General features: G+C 72.9%; 17 protein-coding genes. 5 read left to right on the top strand and 12 right to left on the bottom strand.

The window, feature by feature from the left end:
• Positions 1-5: 5 nt before the first annotated feature.
• A complete protein-coding gene (gene tsaB / locus CW362_RS11080) occupies positions 6-659 on the bottom strand; it encodes a tRNA (adenosine(37)-N6)-threonylcarbamoyltransferase complex dimerization subunit type 1 TsaB (protein WP_103549208.1) in 654 nt (217 codons plus the stop codon).
• A 111-nt stretch (positions 660-770) separates the two neighbouring features.
• Between tsaB and CW362_RS11075 the strand changes: the two genes are divergently transcribed.
• Complete coding sequence (locus CW362_RS11075; protein ID WP_103549207.1) at positions 771-1,337, top strand: hypothetical protein; 567 nt, start codon at positions 771-773, stop codon at positions 1,335-1,337.
• Between the two features lie 29 nt (positions 1,338-1,366).
• On the opposite strand, the gene CW362_RS11070 is transcribed toward CW362_RS11075, so the two are convergent.
• From CW362_RS11070 to glmS, 8 genes are all read right to left on the bottom strand, one after another.
• Positions 1,367-1,558 (bottom strand): hypothetical protein, encoded by a 192-nt coding sequence (locus tag CW362_RS11070; protein WP_103549206.1) that lies wholly within the window; start codon positions 1,556-1,558, stop codon positions 1,367-1,369.
• Positions 1,559-1,822: 264 nt separating this feature from the next.
• The gene (tsaE, locus tag CW362_RS11065; RefSeq protein ID WP_103549205.1) at positions 1,823-2,356 is read right to left on the bottom strand and encodes a tRNA (adenosine(37)-N6)-threonylcarbamoyltransferase complex ATPase subunit type 1 TsaE; all 534 of its coding nucleotides are present in this window, start codon (positions 2,354-2,356) and stop codon (positions 1,823-1,825) included.
• Positions 2,322-3,557 carry an alpha/beta fold hydrolase gene (locus tag CW362_RS11060; RefSeq protein ID WP_103549204.1) on the bottom strand — a complete coding sequence of 412 codons (1,236 nt, stop codon included), beginning with the start codon at positions 3,555-3,557 and terminating at the stop codon, positions 2,322-2,324. Before CW362_RS11060 ends, tsaE begins: the two co-directional genes overlap by 35 nt.
• A gap of 127 nt (positions 3,558-3,684) precedes the next feature.
• Entirely contained in the window at positions 3,685-4,857 is a 1,173-nt protein-coding gene (alr, locus tag CW362_RS11055; RefSeq protein ID WP_103549203.1) for an alanine racemase, read from the bottom strand.
• Positions 4,858-4,945: 88 nt separating this feature from the next.
• On the bottom strand, positions 4,946-6,061 hold the full coding sequence (locus CW362_RS11050; RefSeq protein WP_240657746.1) for a L,D-transpeptidase family protein: 1,116 nt from the start codon (positions 6,059-6,061) through the stop codon (positions 4,946-4,948).
• Between the two features lie 389 nt (positions 6,062-6,450).
• Positions 6,451-7,881 (bottom strand): NAD(P)H-hydrate dehydratase, encoded by a 1,431-nt coding sequence (locus CW362_RS11045; RefSeq protein WP_103549202.1) that lies wholly within the window; start codon positions 7,879-7,881, stop codon positions 6,451-6,453.
• Positions 7,882-8,256: 375 nt separating this feature from the next.
• Complete coding sequence (locus CW362_RS11040; RefSeq protein WP_103549201.1) at positions 8,257-8,628, bottom strand: holo-ACP synthase; 372 nt, start codon at positions 8,626-8,628, stop codon at positions 8,257-8,259.
• 48 nt (positions 8,629-8,676) lie between these two features.
• Positions 8,677-10,524, bottom strand: coding sequence for a glutamine--fructose-6-phosphate transaminase (isomerizing) (gene glmS, locus CW362_RS11035; RefSeq protein WP_103549200.1), 1,848 nt, complete (start codon positions 10,522-10,524; stop codon positions 8,677-8,679).
• Between the two features lie 152 nt (positions 10,525-10,676).
• On the opposite strand from glmS, the gene CW362_RS11030 reads away from it, so the two are divergent.
• The 3 genes from CW362_RS11030 to CW362_RS11020 all read left to right on the top strand — a co-directional run bounded on the left by CW362_RS11030 (position 10,677) and on the right by CW362_RS11020 (position 14,285).
• Positions 10,677-12,218 (top strand): FG-GAP and VCBS repeat-containing protein, encoded by a 1,542-nt coding sequence (locus CW362_RS11030; RefSeq protein WP_103549199.1) that lies wholly within the window; start codon positions 10,677-10,679, stop codon positions 12,216-12,218.
• An 81-nt stretch (positions 12,219-12,299) separates the two neighbouring features.
• Positions 12,300-13,289: a type I pantothenate kinase gene (gene coaA, locus CW362_RS11025; RefSeq protein WP_103549198.1), complete on the top strand. Its 990-nt coding sequence runs from the start codon at positions 12,300-12,302 to the stop codon at positions 13,287-13,289.
• 42 nt (positions 13,290-13,331) lie between these two features.
• Positions 13,332-14,285 carry a DUF389 domain-containing protein gene (locus tag CW362_RS11020; protein WP_103549197.1) on the top strand — a complete coding sequence of 318 codons (954 nt, stop codon included), beginning with the start codon at positions 13,332-13,334 and terminating at the stop codon, positions 14,283-14,285.
• A 110-nt stretch (positions 14,286-14,395) separates the two neighbouring features.
• Here the strand turns inward: CW362_RS11020 and glmM are convergent, their stop codons facing one another.
• From glmM to rplM, 3 genes are all read right to left on the bottom strand, one after another.
• A complete protein-coding gene (gene glmM / locus CW362_RS11015; protein ID WP_103549196.1) occupies positions 14,396-15,754 on the bottom strand; it encodes a phosphoglucosamine mutase in 1,359 nt (452 codons plus the stop codon).
• 194 nt (positions 15,755-15,948) lie between these two features.
• Positions 15,949-16,470, bottom strand: coding sequence for a 30S ribosomal protein S9 (rpsI, locus tag CW362_RS11010; protein WP_103549195.1), 522 nt, complete (start codon positions 16,468-16,470; stop codon positions 15,949-15,951).
• A gap of 42 nt (positions 16,471-16,512) precedes the next feature.
• A complete protein-coding gene (gene rplM, locus CW362_RS11005; protein ID WP_095936057.1) occupies positions 16,513-16,956 on the bottom strand; it encodes a 50S ribosomal protein L13 in 444 nt (147 codons plus the stop codon).
• Positions 16,957-17,790: 834 nt separating this feature from the next.
• Between rplM and CW362_RS11000 the strand changes: the two genes are divergently transcribed.
• The gene (locus CW362_RS11000; RefSeq protein WP_103549224.1) at positions 17,791-18,678 is read left to right on the top strand and encodes a hypothetical protein; all 888 of its coding nucleotides are present in this window, start codon (positions 17,791-17,793) and stop codon (positions 18,676-18,678) included.
• Positions 18,679-18,749: the final 71 nt, after the last annotated feature.

The raw sequence follows: 18,749 nt of genomic DNA, 5'->3' as shown, positions 1-18,749 counted from the left end.
GACGGTCACTTGGGGGTGACCACCTTGTAGTTCTTGGGCACCTGGGCGTCCGGGCGGCGCAGGTACAGCGGTCTGGGCGGCTCCAGTTCCTCCCCCGCGGCCAGCCTCTCGGCGGCCAGGGAGGCCAGGGCCGCGGCCGAGACGTTCTCGGGCGCGCGGGCGTCCGCGAAGGTGTCGGGGTACAGGAGGGCGCCCGCGCCGACAGCGGGCAGCGCGGCGACCGCCTCGTCGATCTCCGCGGGGCGGTCCACGGCGGGCTCCGACAGCCGGGTGCGGCGGTCGGCGTACCGGGCCCAGTAGACCTCCTTGCGGCGGGCGTCCGTGGCGACGACGAACGGCCCCTCCACGTCGGCCGCGTACGCGAGCCCGTCGAGGGTGCACACGCCGTGCACGGGCACGCCGAGCGCGAGTCCGAAGGTGTCCGCGGTCATGAGGCCGACGCGCAGCCCCGTGTACGGGCCGGGGCCGACGCCCACGACGATGCCGGTGACGGCGTCCAGCCTGAGGCCTGCCTCGGCGAGCACCCGGTGGACGGCCGGCAGCAGCAGCTCTCCGTGCCGGCGCGCGTCCACCTGGCTCGACGAGGCGATGACGGACGTGCCGTCGTGCAGGGCGACGGTCACGGCGGGGGTGGCGGTATCCAGAGCGAGCAAGAGCACGCAAACAGCCTACGGCGCCGGAGCCCGGAGCAAGGCCGCCCGGGGCTCCTGTCCCTCTGCTGCTAACGTCAACAGCAAGGACGTACGAAGGTCGAGAGGTGGGCACACAAGGTGGCTAGGAGCAGCTCGGGAATCGTGGCCGGGCTCACCGTGGCGGCGCTCGCGGCAGTCGGCTTCCTCGCCTTCCAGGCATCCGCGAACGTTCCGGACACCCTGGGCGACAAGCCGGGCGTGAACACGCCGGTCAAGTCCTCCGCCCCCGAGGCACCCAAGGCGCCCAAGGCCAAGAAGGACCCCGCCGCGCTGCCGGCCCCGTCCGGCACCGGTGCGCGGGTCGTCTACTCGCTCGGCGCCGACCGGGTGTGGCTCGTCGGCGCGGGCAACAAGGTGAAGCGCAGCTTCGCGGTCACCCCGGGCACGGTCGACCCGGCCGCCGGCACCTACGCCGTCACGTCACGGACGGGCTCGGCCCCCGGGTCCGACGGGACGCAGATCGAGCACATCGTGCGGTTCACGCTGGTCGACGGCGTGGCCATCGGCTTCAGCTCCGCGGTGAACGGCTCCACGGAGGCTCCCGACCCCGAGAAGAAGCTCGGCGGCGTCCGCTCCTCGCGTGCCGACGGCAACGCGATGTGGGCCTTCGCCACCGTGGGCGCGAAGGTCGTCGTCATCAAGTGACCGCGCGAGCGGTGTCCCGGCCCCGGGCGTCAGGCGGCCCTGGGCGGGCGCTCCTCCGCGCCGCCGGGCTCGCGCAGGGGCGCGAGGGGCGGCCTGGACACCGCCTCGGCCGCGGCGCACGCCGCCAGCAGATCCCGCATCGACACCCCGGCCACCGCGCGCGGCACGGCCGACACGTCCTGTTCTGAAGCCGGCACTGCGGCCGACCCTGATGCCGACATGGACGCCTCCTCGGGCTTCGGGGGCAAACGTGGTTAGGTAGACCTAACCACGTACTGATGTCCATGTGACCACGGCCGGGACGCCGAACGCAATGTTTTGCCGACGGCCTGTCGGAAACGTTGGCCGAATGTACGAGCGGTGCGCGCGTCCGCCTCGCGGGGATCCCGGCGGGGGCCGCGAAGCCGTGACGCCCCGGCACGCGCGTGTCCGCCCCGCCCCGGGCCGCCGCGCCCGTGCCGGGCGGACACGCGCGCCCGCCCCGCTCAGGCCGCGAGCACCGTCAGGTCGGCGGAGGCCCAGCGCCGCCCCAGCCCCGTCACCGTCACGTGCCGCACCTCGTCGGTGGTGTCGCCGACGGCCCGGTGGATGACCACGTGCAGACGGTCGTCGGTCAGCTCCTCGACCTTGCCCTCGCCCCACTCCACGACGATCACGGAGTCGGAGAGCGAGACGTCGAGGTCGAGGTCCTCCATCTCGTCGAGCCCGCCGCCGAGGCGGTACGCGTCCACGTGCACGAGCGGCGGCCCGTCGCCGAGGGAGGGGTGCACGCGGGCGATGACGAAGGTCGGCGAGGTGACGGCGCCGCGGACGCCGAGCCCCTCACCGAGTCCGCGGGTCAGCGTGGTCTTGCCCGCGCCGAGCTCGCCGTTCAGCATCACGAGGTCGCCCGCGCGCAGCAGCTTGGCCAGTCTGCGGCCCAACTCCTGCATCTGCTCGGGAGAGTTGACGGTGATCTGCGCGCCGACGCCGTCCTGGGCGGGCTCAGCCGGGTTGTGCGCTGCTGCTGGTGCTTCCATAAGGGCCCACGGTAGCCCCTGCCGGCACGGCTCCCGCCCGCACGAGGAGGTCCGCGAGGCGGTCTATGACGACCTCGGGGTGCTCCAGCATGACCAGGTGTCCCGCGTCGGGGACGAGGACCAGCTCGGCGTCCGGCAGCAGATCGGCGATCGCCTCGCTGTGCTCGCTCGGCGTCACCAGGTCCTTGACCCCGGCGAGGACGAGGACGGGCAGCTCGGCGAAACGGGCCAGCGCGGCGGTCTTGTCGTGCTCGGTGAACGCCGGGTAGAACTCGGCGACCACGTCGATCGGCGTGCCCTCGATCATCCGCTCGGCGAACCGCACGACGGCCGGATCGACGTCCCGGCTCGCGAACGAGTACCGCTTGATGATCCCGGCGAACAGGTCGGCCGTGGCCCGCCGCCCCCGCTCCACCAGGGCCGCCTGCTGCCCGAGCGCCTTCAGCACCCCGGGGAGCACGCGCCGCACGGCGGCGACGCCCGCGACGGGCAGCCCGAAGTTGACCTCGCCGAGCCGCCCCGACGACGTGCCGACCAGCGCGACGCCGACGACCCGGTCGCGGATCAGCTCGGGGAACTGCTCGGCGAGCGCCATGACGGTCATGCCGCCCATGGAGTGCCCGACGAGCACGATCGGGCCCTCGGGCACCGCCGCCTCGATGACGGCCAGCAGGTCGCGGCCGAGCTGGTCGATGGTGACCGGCTTGCGGTCCTCCAGCTGGGCCGCACCGCGCCCCGAGCGTCCGTGGCTGCGCTGGTCCCAGTGCACCGTGCGCACGACACCGCGCAGCGCGGCGCGCTGGAAGTGCCAGGAGTCCTGGCTGAGGCAGTAGCCGTGACTGAAGACGACGGTGACGGGGGCGGGGGCCTTGCGGCCGAAGAGCCGGCGCCGACGCGGGGCGAGCGAGGCCTCCGGCTCGGCCTCGTCGACCTCGTAGTACAGCTCGGTGCCGTCGTCCGCGTACGCCTTGCCGGGCGTGCCGCGCAGCGTCCCGTACGGGCCGGTCGAGTCGAGGGCGAGGCGCGCCTTCTTGCGCATGCCGCGCCCGACCGTGAGCCGCTCGATGGCGACTCCGGCCGCGGCGCCCGCGGCGACCACGCCTATCGCGGCACCGGCGACGCCGGCCTTGCGCCAGTTCCCGGCGGAGGAGGCGGCGGCCGAGGCCGCGCTCACGACGGCCTCCGCACTGGTCTCGCTCACGTCCCGCTCCTCTTCGCTCCGGCTCTCGGCCCTGGGCTGTGCGCGCGCCGGTACGGCTCCCGTCCGCCGTGTGCCGCCCGCCGATCCTCGCTCGCCGGGCCCCGCGCGCCTGTTCGGCTAAGGGGTGTTACCCGCCTTGTTCCTCTTTCACCTTGACGTGGACGCGCGGCACGCGGGTTCCGATGCGCGTGACGATCTCGTACGCGATCGTGCCCGCCGCGCGCGCCCAGTCCTCGGCGGTGGGTTCCCCGCCGTCGCCGGGCCCGAACAGGACGGCGACGGCGCCGGGCTCCGGCTCGTCGCCGCCGAGGTCGACGACGAACTGGTCCATGGCGACCCGGCCCGCGACGGTACGCCACTTGCCGCCGATCAGGACGGGGCCGGTGCCCGAGGCGTGCCGCGGGACGCCGTCCGCGTAGCCGACGGGGACGAGGCCGAGGGTGGTCGCGCCCGGGGTGACGTAGTGGTGGCCGTAGCTCACGCCGTGGCCGGCCGGTACGTGCTTCACCAGCGCGAGCGACGCGCTCAGCGTCATCACCGGGCGCAGTCCGAAGTCGGCGGGGGTGCCGAGTTCGGGGCTCGGCGAGATCCCGTAGACCGCGATCCCGGTCCGCACGAGGTCGAAGTGGCTCTCGGGGAGGGTCAGGGTCGCGGGCGAGTTGGCGATGTGCCGCACCTCGGGGCGGACGCCCTGTTCCTCGGCGTACGCGACCATCTCGCGGAAGAGCGTGAGCTGGGCCTGGACGGAGGGGTGGCCCGGCTCGTCGGCGCAGGCGAAGTGGGACCACAGACCGGTGACGGTGATCAGCCCGCGCGCCTCGGCGGCCAGGGCCCCGGCGACGAGCTCCGGCCAGTCGGCGGGCTGGCAGCCGGCGCGCCCGAGGCCGGTGTCGGCCTTGAGCTGCACCCTGGCACGCGTCCCGACGGCCTCGGCGGCCGCCACGGCCTCCCGGAGCGCCCACATCCCGCTGACCGACACGTCGATGTCGGCCTCGATCGCCTCGGCCCAGGGGCCGCCCGGGGTCCAGAGCCAGCACATGACGCGGCCCGGCAGACCGGCGGCCCGCAGGGCGAGCGCCTCCTCAGGGGTGGCCGTGCCGAGCCAGGTGGCGCCCGCCTCGCGCGCGGCACGGGCGCACTGGACCGCGCCGTGGCCGTACGCGTCGGACTTGACCACGGCCATCAGGGCCGCGGTCGGCGCGTGGGCGCGCAAGGCGCGCACGTTGGCCCGCAGGGCGGCCAGATCGATCTCGGCGCGGGCGCGCAGGGGCGCGGTCCGTGGGTGTGCTGTCTCTGTCATCGCGCCCCAGTCTCTCAGAGGCGCGCGTCGGCCTTCCGGCACCGGTACCCGGTACGGGCCCGGAATGCACCGGGGATGTACCCGGCCTCTACCGGCGAGGCCTTCTGCCCCACACGTAGACGTGGTCGCCCGTCCTGAGCACCTTCCAGAGCCCGTGGGCGTCGGCGGGCCGCAGGTTCACGCAGCCCATCGAGCCGCCGACCGTGCGGATGCTGCCGCGGACGGCGTGGAAGGCCTGTCCGCCGCTGAAGAACTGGGCGTACGGCATGGGGCTGTCGTACAGGGTCGACCAGTGGTGACGGTGCCTCCAGAAGATCCTGAACCAGCCGGTGCGGGTGGGGTGCCCGACCCCGCCGCTGCGCATCGGCACGGGACCGAACAGGATCCGGCCCCGCTGCTGCACCCAGGTGCGCTGGTGGTCGAGGTCGACGCAGGCGACGCGGTAGGAGCGGGCCGGGCAGCCGCGGGGGGCGCGGGTGCCCGGGGCGCCGTGGGCCGACAGCATCCGCATGCGGGCCCAGGTCGCCGCTCCGGCGGTCCCGGTGGCGGGCTCGACGCCGTGCCTCCTCTGGAAGGCGCGGATGGCCCGGCAGTCGGCCGCCGACTGCTTCCCGTCCGCCCTCAGCCTCAGCCACCGCTCGGCCTGCCTCTGGTACGGGCCCTCGCGCCCGCCGCACGCGGCTCCCGGCCGCCCGCCCGCGGCGGCGGAGGACGAACCGCCCGCCCCGGACCCGCCCCGCCCGGATCCGGCCGACGCGTCCCCACCCGGCCCGGGCCCGACCCGCCGGTCCGTACCCGGCGTGACCGCGCCCACTCCGTCCCCACCGTGCCCGGCTTCGCTCCGCCCGGACCCACCGTGCCCGGACCCGCTCCGCCCGGGCCCACCGTGCTCAAACCCGCTCCGCCCGGACCCGGTGCGCCCGAACCCGACCGGCGTGTCCACGCCCTCGGGGGTGCCGTGCGGGCTCCGTCCCGCGGCGGGCATGTCCATGGCCTCCGTAACCTCCGACAGCATCCGGCCGCCCGGGGTGTCGCCGGGCCAGGACGGACCGAGTCCTCTCCCCTCGCCGGGCCACGGTTCGGCGACCCGCCCGGAGGCGGGTGGCAGCGGCGCGGCCGCGGCCGCCACCGCCCCCACGGGCACGGCCGTCACCACCGCCAGCAGCACCGCGATGCCCCGGCCCATACATCGTCTGCTCGTCACGCGAACAGACATACGCAACGTCACTCGCCACCGGGCCGCGCCACACGCAAAGGGTCCCCCGATCTGGGCAACGCCTCCGGCGCCGGTCCCGAGGCCCCGCGAACCGGCCGGCCCGGCGAGGGCCGACGGGGCCCGGCCACGGAGACCGGGTCGACCGACCCCGGCCGGACCAGGCCGCACGAGCCCCGGCCCCGGCCCCGGACGGACAAGACCGGACCGCCGAACCAGGTGAGCCGAACCAGGCAGGTCGGGGGCCGGGCCCGGTCCGGTGAACCGAGCCCGACCGGACCAGGTCACATCGAACCCGGACCCGGCCAGACGGGCCGGGTGAACCGGGCCGCCGAGCCTGGTGGTCCGGCCGGGCGCCGGGCCGGGCCGGTCGGGGTCGGTCAGTCGAGGGTGTCTCGCCAGGCGTCCGGGACGGCGGCGGCCACGTCGTGGGCTCCGGCGGGCGCGCCGTCCGCCGCGAAGCGCCCGGCGAGCCCGTGCAGGTACGCGGCGACGCTTCCCGCGTCGAGCGCGGAGAGCCCCGCCGCCAGCAGCGAACCCGCCAGCCCCGACAGCACGTCCCCGCTCCCCGCGGTGGCCAGCCACGCCGTTCCGGTGGCGTTCACCCGTACCGCACCGCCCGTGGGACCGGCGACCAGGGTCGTCGCCCCCTTGAGCAGGACCGTCGCCCCGTACAGCCCGGCCAGCTCCCGCACGGAGGCCAGCCGGGCCTCCTCGACCGCCTCCCGGGCGACCCCGAGCAGCGCGGCGGCCTCCCCGGCGTGCGGGGTCATCAGCGTCGGCGCGGTACGGGCCCGCACGGTCCCCCGGTCGGCGAGCCGCAGCCCGTCCGCGTCCACCAGCACCGGCACGTCCGCGTCCAGCACCTCCGCGACCGCCGAGGCGTCGTCCCCGGCACCGGGTCCCACCACCCAGGCCTGCACCCGGCCCGCCTTCGAGGGCCCCGCGTCGGACACCAGCGTCTCGGGGAAGCGGGCGATGACGGCGTCCGCGGCGGGCCCGACGTAGCGCACCGCCCCGGCCCCGCCGCGCAGCGCCCCGGCCACGGCGAGCACCGCGGCCCCCGGGTAGCGGGCGGACCCGGCGGCGATCCCGACGACACCGCGCCGGTACTTGTCGCTCTCCGCGCCCGGGAAGGGCAGCCGGACCGCGACGTCGGCGTGCTGGAGCGCCTCCAGGTCGGCCGGGTCCGGCAGGTCGAGCCCGATGTCGACGAGGCGTACGGACCCGGCGTACCCGCGCGCCGGGTCGACGAGCAGCCCCGGCTTGTGGGTACCGAAGGTGACGGTGAGGTCGGCGCGGACGGCGGCGCCGAGGACCTCGCCGGTGTCGGCCTCGACACCGCTCGGCAGGTCGACGGCGACGACGGCCGCACGGGACGCGTCCGCGAGACCGGCGAGTCGCGCGGCCTCGGGGCGCAGACCGCCCTTGCCGCCGATCCCGACGATGCCGTCGACCACGAGGTCGGCCCGCCTCAGGAGCGGTTCGGCGGCGTCGGGCGATGCGGAGGTGCCTCCGGCGCGCAGCAGGGCCGCCAGTCCCCCGGGATGGGTCCGCCCGGGGGCGAGCAGCACCGCGGTGACGCCGGCCCCGCGCCGGGCGAGGCGCGCCCCGGCGTACAGGGCGTCGCCACCGTTGTCCCCGCTGCCCACCAGCAACACGACCCGGCGGCCGTACACCCGGCCCAGCAGGTCCGCGCAGGCGGCGGCGAGCCCGGCGGCCGCCCGCTGCATCAACGCCCCCTCGGGGAGCCGTGCCATCAGCTCCCGCTCGGCGGCCCTCACGGTCTCCACGCTGTACGCAGTACGCATGCCGCCGAGTCTCCCGCACCGGCCCGGCCGGTGCGCGCTCCCCGCACCGGAAGGACCCGGACCCGGCCCGGGACCCCCGCATCGAGCGGGCCCGCGAACCCGCTCCGGGGACGAGGGACCGTGCGGGCCCCTGAACCCGGTCCGGGACCCTCGTGCCCCGCGGACTCATGTCCCCGCTCGAGTCCCCTCGCAGCTCACGAACCCGTGAACCCGGCGCGGAACTCCCGCGCCGTGCGGGCCCGGGCCCGCACCTCCGTGAACGCGTGCCCGTGAACGCGTGCCCCGGCCCGGAGTCCCCGCCCGGTGGGCCGCCCCCTCTGCGAACCCGGGCCCACGTGGCCCCCGTGCCACCCGGCCCGGCGGGGACGCCCCCGGCTACCCCTCCGCCACCACCACCGCCGAGGCCACCCCGGCGTCGTGACTGAGCGACACGTGCCAGGAGCAGACGCCCAGTTCGGCCGCGCGGGCCGCCACCGTGCCCTTCACGCGCAGCCGCGGCTGTCCGCTGTCCTCCACGTAGACCTCGGCGTCCGTCCAGTACAGCCCGGCCGGGGCGCCCAGCGCCTTGGCCAGCGCCTCCTTCGCCGCGAAGCGGGCCGCGAGCGAGGCGATGCCCCGCCGCTCGCCGCTCGGCAGCAGCAACTCGCTCTCCACGAAAAGGCGTTCGGCCAGCCCGGGCGTCCGCTCCAGCGACGCCCGGAACCGGTCGATCTCGGCCACGTCGATACCGACCCCGATGATGCTCATGTCCGCACCCTAGGGCCTGCGCGCCGCGGCCTCACACCGTGGCGGTGCTCACTCCACCGTCACCGACTTCGCCAGGTTGCGCGGCTGGTCCACCTCGTTGCCGCGGGCCGTGGCCAGTTCGCAGGCGAACACCTGGAGCGGGACCGTCGACACCAGCGGCTGGAGCAGGGTGGGGGTGGCCGGGATGCGGATGAGGTGGTCGGCGTACGGGACGACCGCCTCGTCGCCCTCCTCCGCGACGACGATCGTGCGGGCGCCCCTGGCCCGGATCTCCTGGATGTTGGAGACGATCTTGTCGTGCAGGACCGAGCGTCCGCGCGGCGACGGGGTCACGACCACGACCGGCATGTCCTCCTCGATCAGCGCGATCGGGCCGTGCTTGAGCTCCCCCGCCGCGAAGCCCTCGGCGTGCATGTACGCCAGCTCCTTGAGCTTCAGGGCGCCCTCCAGCGCGACCGGGTAGCCCACGTGCCGACCGAGGAACAGCACGGTGCCCTTGTCCGCGAGGGAGCGCGCGAGCTCCCGTACCGGCTCCATGGTCTCCAGGACCCGCTCGACCTCGCGGGAGATGCGCGACAGCTCCCGGACGACGTCCCGGATCTCGTCGCCCCACTTGGTGCCGCGCACCTGGCCCAGGTACAGCGCCACCAGGTAGCAGGCCACGAGCTGGGTGAGGAACGCCTTGGTGGAGGCGACGGCGACCTCGGGACCGGCGTGCGTGTACAGGACCGCGTCGGACTCGCGCGGGATCGTCGAACCGTTGGTGTTGCAGATCGCCAGCACCCTGGCGCCCTGCTCACGGGCGTGCCGCAGCGCCATCAACGTGTCCATGGTCTCGCCGGACTGCGAGATCGCGACGACGAGCGTCTGCCGGTCCAGGATCGGGTCCCGGTAACGGAATTCGCTGGCCAGCTCCACCTCGCACGGGATGCGCGTCCAGTGCTCGATGGCGTACTTGGCGATCAGGCCCGCGTGGAAGGCCGTGCCGCAGGCGACGATGACGACCTTGTCGACCTCGCGCAGTTCGGCGGCGCCGATGCGGACCTCGTCCAGGGTCAGCGAGCCGGCCGCGTCGATCCGCCCCAGCAGGGTGTCGGCGACCGCCTTGGGCTGCTCGGCGATCTCCTTGAGCATGAAGTAGTCGTAGCCGCCCTTCTCCGCCGCCGACGCGTCCCAGTCGACGTGGTACGAGCGGACCTCGGCGGGACTGCCGTCGAACCCGGTGACGGTCACCCCGTCGCGGCGCAGTTCGACCACCTGGTCCTGCCCCAGTTCGATCGCCGACCGGGTGTGGGCGATGAACGCGGCGACGTCCGAGGCGAGGAAGGCCTCGCCCTCCCCGACACCGACCACCAGGGGCGAGTTGCGGCGCGCGCCGACGACCACGTCCGGCTCGTCGGCGTCCACCGCGACCAGCGTGAACGCGCCTTCCAGACGCCGGCACACCAGCCGCATCGCCTCCGCCAGGTCCGCGCACGAGGAGTACTCCTCGGCGAGCAGATGGGCGACCACCTCGGTGTCCGTCTCGGAGGCCAGGTCGTGCCCCCGCCCGGCCAGCTCGGCGCGCAGCGCGGCGAAGTTCTCGATGATGCCGTTGTGGACGACGGCGACCCGGCCCGCGTTGTCGAGGTGCGGATGGGCGTTGGCGTCCGTGGGGCCTCCGTGGGTGGCCCAGCGGGTGTGCCCGATCCCCGTCGTTCCGGCCGGCAGCGGCCGGTCGGCCAGTTCCTTCTCCAGGTTGACCAGTTTCCCGGCCTTCTTCGCGACGGCGAGCCCCCCGTCCGCGAGGACGGCGACACCCGCCGAGTCGTACCCCCGGTACTCGAGCCGCTTCAGTCCGGCCATCACCACGTCGAGCGCCGGCTGCGACCCCACATAACCCACGATTCCGCACATGCGCGGCAGCCTACGGGCAGACGGACGTCACAACCGGCCTCTCCGTGCCCGGAATCGGAAATAATCACCGGCTTCGAGGCCTGTACAACCTTCGCCCTCGTGCGGCCGTCTTCTTGTCGACAGACCCCACCCGAACACCAGGAGACGCATAAATGAAGCGCAGCCATCGCACAGCCTTAGCCGCCACAGTGGCCACCGCCCTGGTCGGCGGACTCACGGGCGCTCTGACCGGCTTCGTGGCTGCGGGCACGGCTTCCGCGTCACCGGCCGCCGCGAAGCCGGTCAAGACCGACTTCAACGGTGACGGCTTCGGCGACGTGGCGGTCACCGCACCCGCCGCATGGCGGCAGGGGAAGTGGCGGGTCGGGTCCGTCACCGCGCTCTACGGATCCGCGCACGGCGTCTCGGCCGCGAACCACACCACCTTCGACCAGGACTCGCCCGGTGTCCCCGGTGCCGCCGAGAACGGGGACCTCTTCGGTGCGGCGACCGCGTCCGGGGACTTCAACTCGGACGGTTACAGCGACCTCGCGGTCTCCAGTCCGCTGGAGGACGTGGGCGAGGACACCAACGGCGGGGTGGTGCAGATCCTCTGGGGTTCGGCGAGGGGCCTGGTCGGCGGCTCCACCGTGCCGGACCCCGCACCCGCCGAGCACGACCGGTTCGGCGCCTCGCTCGCCACGGGCGACTTCGACGGGGACGGCCGGACCGACCTGGCCGTCGGCACCAGCTCGTCCACCCTCTACACCTTCCGCGCGGGCATCGCGAAGAGCGGGAGGGCCGGTGCGGTGTCCAAGCGCTCCCTGCCGCTGCATGGCGCGCCGGACGCGGGGATCCTCAACCTCACCGCCGGAGACGTGAACGGGGACGGCCGCGCGGACCTGATGGTCGACGGGCTGTACCGCACCCCCTCCGCCACCGACCACAAGTACTACAACGTCAACTACTACGTGCCGGGCACCTCGGCCGGTCCGTCGCGCACCGTCGCCAAGCGGATGCCCGGTGGTGTCAGCGGTGCCATCGGCGACATCGACGGGGACGGCTACGGGGACGTCGTCACCGGTGTGTACTGGGGCCGCACCACCGCCGACGGGCCCATCGGCGGCAAGGTCCTGGTCGCCTACGGCTCGTCCGCCGGCCCCTCCTCCCGCGTCCAGACGATCACCCAGGAGTCCGGCACCGTTCCGGGAGACTCGGAGGACTGGGACAAGTTCGGGGCGTCGGTCGCTCTCGGGGACGTCGACGGCGACGGCAGGCAGGACCTCGCCATCGGCGCCCCGGACGAGAACATGCGGCTCTGGGGCACCATGAGCTACCACCTGGGCACGGTCACCGTGCTGCGCGGAACCCCGGCCGGCGTCGACACCACCACGGCACCGCAGTACTTCTACCAGGGCAATCACGGGGTCCCCGGCTCCGCGGGCGGCGGCCAGCAGTTCGGCACCGCCGTACGGCTGGCCGACCTCGACCGGGACGGCGGAACCGATCTGCTCGCCGGCGCCCCGTGGGGGGACAACGGCGACGGGACGGTCACCGTGCTGCCCTCCACGGCGGCGCCCGGCGGAGGGAAGACGATCGGCACCACCGGGGCCGCTCTGATCGAGCCCGGCCAGGTCGGAGTGGACACGCACGGCATACCGCAGTTCGGCACCGTCCTCCAGGGCTCGCGCCAGGTGTCCCTCATCAACAACTGACACACCGCACGACGCAGGTCGAACGGGGCGGCGTGATGCACCCCACCCGCCGCCCCGTTCAAATTCCGTTAACAATGGACTGTGATCTCTCCGGTCTCCCTGTCGCCGCGGAGCGCCCACCGGTCGAAGCCGGAGGCGACTCCCTACGTCGACCTCACCCGTGCCGAGTGGAGCGCGCTGCGCGAGAAGACGCCGCTCCCGCTGAACGCCGAGGAGGTCGAGAAGCTGCGCGGTCTGGGCGATGTCATCGACCTCGACGAGGTCCGGGACATCTATCTGCCGCTGTCACGGCTGCTGAACCTGTACATCGGCGCCACGGACGGACTCAGGGGTGCCCTGAACACCTTCCTGGGCGAGAAGGGCTCGCAGTCCGGCACCCCGTTCGTCATAGGCGTCGCCGGTTCCGTGGCCGTCGGCAAGTCCACCGTCGCCCGACTGCTCCAGGCCCTGCTCTCCCGCTGGCCCGAGCACCCCCGCGTCGAACTGGTCACCACGGACGGCTTCCTGCTCCCCACCGAGGAACTCGAGGCGCGCGGGCTGATGTCCCGCAAGGGCTTCCCCGAGTCGTACGACCGCCGGGCCCTGACCCGGTTCGTCGCGGACATCAAGGCGGGCAAGGACGAGGTGACGGCGCCCGTCTACTCGCACCTGATCTACGACATCGTGCCCGGCGAGCGGCTGACCGTCCGCCGCCCCGACATCCTCATCGTCGAGGGCCTGAACGTGCTTCAGCCCGCGCTGCCCGGCAAGGACGGCCGCACCCGGGTCGGCCTCGCGGACTACTTCGACTTCAGCGTGTACGTCGACGCCCGCCCCGAGGACATCGAGCGCTGGTACCTGAACCGCTTCCGCAAGCTGCGCGCGACGGCCTTCCAGAAGCCCGACTCGTACTTCCGCAAGTACACCCAGGTCTCCGAGGAGGAGGCCCTCGACTACGCCCGCACGACCTGGCGCACCATCAACAAGCCGAACCTGCTGGAGAACGTGGCCCCCACCCGCGGCCGGGCGACCCTCGTCGTACGCAAGGGCGCGGACCACAAGGTGCAGCGCCTGAGCCTGCGCAAGCTCTAGTCCCCTGCCGGGGCGGCGGGTACGTACGGCTACTCTGCGGCCATGCTGCACCTGCGCCTGATCACCCCCGCGGACCGGACCGACGACGTCGTAGAGCTGATCGGGCGAACGGTCGGCGCCACCCATCTGGTGGTGCTCCCGGGCGCCGCCCGCAACCCGGAGGGCGACGTCGTCATGTGCGACGTCGCCCGGGAGGCAGGTGACGAACTCATCCGTGGCCTGCGTGGGACGGGCATCGACCGCACGGGCTCGATCGCGGTCGAGGACATCGACCTGTCCCTGTCGAAGCGCGCCGACGAGGCGGAGGCCGAGGCCCCGGGCGAGGGCGTCGACGCGGTGCTGTGGGAGCACCTGGAGGAGGCCACGCACGAGGAGTCGACGCTGTCGGTCACCTACGTCGCGTTCATCACGATCGCCACGATGATCGCGGCCTGCGGTGTGGTGCTCGACAACGCGGTACTGATCGTGGGCGCCATGGCCGTGGGACCGGAGTTCGGTCCGCTGGCAGGACTGTGCACGGCGATCGTGCAGCGGGGGCACCGTCTTGCCCTGCGGTCCCTGACGGCACTGCTGGTCGGCTTCGCGATCGCCATGGCGGTGACGGTGCTCTTCAGCCTGTTCATGGACGGGGTGGGCCTGTTCAGCGAGGCCCAGCTGGAGGGGCCGCGCCCCAACACCGGGTTCGTCTACGCCCCTGACTGGTTCTCCTTCGTCGTCGCGGTGCTCGCCGGCACCGCCGGCGTGCTGTCCCTGACCTCGGCGAAGTCCGGGGCTCTGGTCGGTGTCGCGATCTCCGTGACGACGGTCCCGGCCGCCGCGAACGCCGCGGTGGCCCTGAGCTACGGCGACATGGCCCAGACGTGGGGTTCCACCAAGCAGTTGCTGTTCAACCTGCTCGGCATCGTTCTCGCCGGCACGCTCACGCTCATGGCCCAGAAGTGGTTCTGGGCCATGCAGCGCAAGAGGAGGGCCGTGACGCCGGAGCCGGCACGGTGACGGGTCACGGTCTTCCCCGTGACCCGGCTCCCGGCAAAGGCTCGGGGACGCGCACAGTTCTGAGGCCCGGCACCCCCGAGGGGTGCCGGGCCTCACGGCTTCGGGTGGGGCTAGCCGAGTGCCGACTTCACGGCGTCGGCGAGGCGCGCGGCCACCGACCGGGCGTGGTCGATGTCGGCGGCCTCGACCATGACGCGGACGAGCGGCTCGGTGCCGGAGGGGCGCAGCAGCACCCGTCCGGTGGTGCCGAGTTCCTGTTCGGCGTCGGCGACCGCGGCGGCGAGCTCGGTGGAGGTGCTCACCCGCGTCCTGTCGACGTCGGGCACGTTGATCAGGACCTGCGGCAGCCGTTCCATGACCGAGGCGAGGTCCTGGAGCGTACGGCCGGTCTGGGCGACCCGGGCGGCGAGCAGCAGGCCGGTGAGCGTGCCGTCGCCGGTGGTGGCGTGGTCGAGGACGATGACGTGCCCGGACTGCTCGCCGCCGAGCGCGTAGCCGTGCCGCTTCATCTCCTCCAGGACGTAGCGGTCGCCGACCGCCGTCTGGACGAACGCGACGCCCTCGCGCTCCATGGCGAGCTTGAAGCCCAGGTTGGACATGACCGTCGCGACAACGGTGTCGGAGCGCAGTGCGGAACGCTCCCGCATCGCCAGCGCGAGAACGGCCAGTATCTGGTCGCCGTCGATCTCCTCGCCGGTGTGGTCCACGGCGAGGCAGCGGTCGGCGTCGCCGTCGTGCGCGATGCCGAGGTCGGCGCCGTGCTCGACGACGGCGGCCTTGAGGAGCTCCAGGTGGGTGGAGCCGCAGCCGTCGTTGATGTTGAGCCCGTCGGGCGCCGCGCCGATGGTGACGATCTCGGCACCGGCCTGCTCGAAGGCCGCGGGGGAGACCCGGGCGGCGGCGCCGTGCGCCTCGTCGAGGACGACCTTCAGACCGTCGAGGCGGTTGGGGAGGACACCGAGGAGGTGGGCGACGTACTGGTCGAAGCCCTGGTCGTAGGAGTTCACCCGGCCGACGCCGGCACCGGTCGGGCGGTCCCAGGGAGCGCCGGTGCGGTGCTCGTCGTAGACGCCCTCGATCCGGTCCTCCAGCTCGTCGGCGAGCTTGTGGCCGCCGCGGGCGAAGAACTTGATGCCGTTGTCGGGCATGGCGTTGTGGCTGGCCGAGAGCATCACGCCGAGGTCGGCACCGAGCGCCCCGGTGAGGTGGGCCACCGCAGGGGTCGGCAGCACGCCGACGCGCAGGACGTCCACACCGGCGCTGGCGAGGCCGGCGACCACGGCGGCCTCCAGGAACTCCCCGGACGCGCGCGGATCCCGCCCGACCACCGCCACGGGCCGGTGGCCTTCGAACGTACCCGCCTCGGCGAGTACGTGCGCCGCCGCCACGGAGAGCCCCATCGCGAGCTCGGCCGTCAGATCCGCGTTGGCGACACCACGCACGCCGTCCGTGCCGAAGAGTCGTCCCACTTGTCCTCCTGAGAAAGCTGCAGAGTACGGAAGTCCCCCGAGGATACGGAGTCATCCGATCCCATGAGCCTATGAGCACCTTGTGCCGTTATACGCCCAACCATTGTGATAAACGAACGCCCCGGCAGCACAGTGACGTGCCGCCGGGGCGTTCGGAGCTACGCGTACTGACGCGCAGAAGCAAGCAGCGAAGATTAACGCTTGCTGTACTGCGGAGCCTTGCGAGCCTTCTTGAGACCGGCCTTCTTGCGCTCGACCGCACGGTCGTCGCGCTTGAGGAAGCCGGCCTTCTTGAGGGCGCCGCGGTTGTTGTCCACGTCGGCCTCGTTCAGCGCACGGGCCACACCGAGGCGCAGGGCACCGGCCTGACCGGAGACACCGCCACCCGCGATGCGGGCGATGACGTCGTAGCGGCCGTCGAGCTCGAGCACCTTGAAGGGCTCGTTGACTTCCTGCTGGTGCACCTTGTTGGGGAAGTAGTCCTCAAGGGTGCGACCGTTGATCTTCCACTTGCCGGTGCCCGGGACGATCCGGACGCGGGCGATGGCGTTCTTGCGACGGCCCAGGCCGGCGGCCGGCTGCGGGTCGCCGAAGCGGCCCGCGAGCGACTCCGAGGTGTACTCGCCCTCGAGGGGGACCTCGGACTCGGTGGTGTAGTTCTCGATGTCGACGAGCTCAGTCTCTTCGACCGGCTGCTCAACGGTGGTCTCGGCCACGATTCTCCTCAGATTCTTTTTCGTCTTAGGGGGTGGCCGGAACTACTGCGCGACCTGGGTGATCTCGAACGGGACCGGCTGCTGCGCAGCGTGCGGGTGGTTCTCGCCCGCGTAGACCTTCAGCTTCGAGAGCACCTGACGGCCCAGGGAGTTCTTGGGAACCATGCCCTTGATGGCCTTCTCGACGGCCTTCTCGGGGTTCTTCGCCAGCAGCTCGTCGTAACGGACGGAGCGCAGACCACCCGGGTAACCGGAGTGGCGGTACGCCAGCTTCTGGGTCTTCTTGTTGCCGGAGAGGTGCACCTTGTCGGCGTTGATGATGATGACGAAGTCACCAGCGTCGACGTGGGGCGCGTAGATCGGCTTGTGCTTGCCCCGCAGAATGTTCGCGGCGGTGGTCGCCAGACGGCCCAGGACGACATCCTGGGCGTCGATGACGTACCACTGGCGAGTGATGTCGCCGGGCTTGGGGCTGTACGTACGCACGGTCGTAGCCTTCGCTTCTTCAGTGAGTGGGTCCTGACATGGCCACCACGGACGATCACGACAGCCCTGACCGCACTGCGGTGACGCATACCGCGTGCTGGTCGCTGGTCATCGGCCCCGGTGGACCGGTGTAAGGGCCCCTCACGTGAGAATGAGCAAGCCAATACACATAACGAACCGCAAGCTTACCCGCGGTGGCCCGCAAGGGTCAAAACGCGAGGGCTCACCCCTCGTGACCCGTCCTCCCCGTCGCTGGGCGACGAAGCGGTCCGGACCGGCGAGCGGCGGGTGACGGCGGCGCCGGAGCACCACCGATGCAGTCGGTACACACAGGGTAGAGCAGTCCCGGGAGGAACGCCGGATCGCCGCCTCCGGCGCCGGGGCGGCGCGGCCGCCGGAGAAGCCTCGCGGAGACGGGCGAAGCCGCCGTGACCGCGCGCCGGAACGGCGGCCTCCGTGTGACGAACGCCGCAGGACCGGGCACCGGTGCCGGCCCGCCGACGACTCGCGAAGAAGCCGACGACTCGCGAGGAGGAAGAAAAAGGAGGAAGGGGAGTGTCCCGGGGCGCGCCCGGCGGGTCCGGGCACCCCGGGACGGCCGCGCCGGGAAACCGGGAGCACGCACGTCGGGAACCAGGAGCACGTACGCCGGGAACCGCTGTCGCCGCCCCGCCTCGGGCGTCGCGCCCGGGGCCGCTCACTCGTGTCAGGAGGCCCTACGCACCAACCACCCGGAGATGTCACTTTTGCCCTCGCGCACTCAGATCACACTAGGAAATCAAGTGCCCGGTGGACCTGACCGGCACCCCCCAACCCCCGTCTAAGATGCGGCGCATGAGTTATGGGCAGGGTGGGCAGGGGCAGCCCCCGTGGGACCCCTGGAAGCCGGGGTCTCAGCAAACGCCTCAGTGGAACAACCAGCGTTCCACCGGGAATCCCGACTGGGCCGCCATGGCGGAGGCTTCCGAAACGCGCAACAAGCGCCGCAAAGTGCTGTTCATCGTGGGCGGGGCGCTGGCCACCGTCGGGGTCGGCGTGGCCGTGGCCATGGCCGTCGCGGGCGCGAACGGGAACAACGAGGCCGCGAACCAGCCGTCCAAACTGCCCGCCAGCGCGGACATCCCCGGTACCACGACGCCGGCACCGTCCTTCGAGCCGACCTCGGCTCCGCCGCCGCTGGACCCGAAGCAGTTCATAGCCAGCGCGCAGAAGGACACCGCGCCGCTGAGCCCGGACATCCTCTTCCCCGGCACGCAGCTCACCATGGGCAACCGCGTGTACCGCAAGGGTCCGACGGCCGACACGAAGAACTGCGCCTCGGCCGTGAAGGACACGCTGCCGCCGATCCTCACCAAGAACGGCTGCACCCGCTTCATGCGCGTCACCTACGTCAAGGACGGGGTGGCGGTGACGGTCGGCGTCGCGGTCTTCGACACCGAGGCGCAGGCGAGCAAGGCCAAGGCCGAAACGAACGACAAGAGCATCATCGCCTCGCTCGCCGGCAACGGCATCAAGGCGTTCTGCAACTCGGCCGTCTGCCGTTCGACCCGCAACGCCTACGGCCGGTACGGCTACTTCACCCTCGCCGGCTTCACCAACGGCAAGGACGTGACGACGAAGGACACCGCGGTGTTCACCACCGGCGACGATCTCGCGGAGTTCGCGTTCCGCCAGATCAGCCGACGGGGCCAGGCCCAGGCCTCGGCCGCGGCCAACCAGTAGCGGTTCCGGGCGCGGCGGCCGACGAACACCGGCCGCCGCCCCGCCCTTCCCGGACGGCCCGCACCCCACTC

It is taken from the genome of Streptomyces populi, from assembly GCF_002911015.1.
GTDB classification, from domain to species: domain Bacteria; phylum Actinomycetota; class Actinomycetes; order Streptomycetales; family Streptomycetaceae; genus Streptomyces; species Streptomyces populi.
This window is presented reverse-complemented; position numbering and strand designations above follow the sequence as displayed.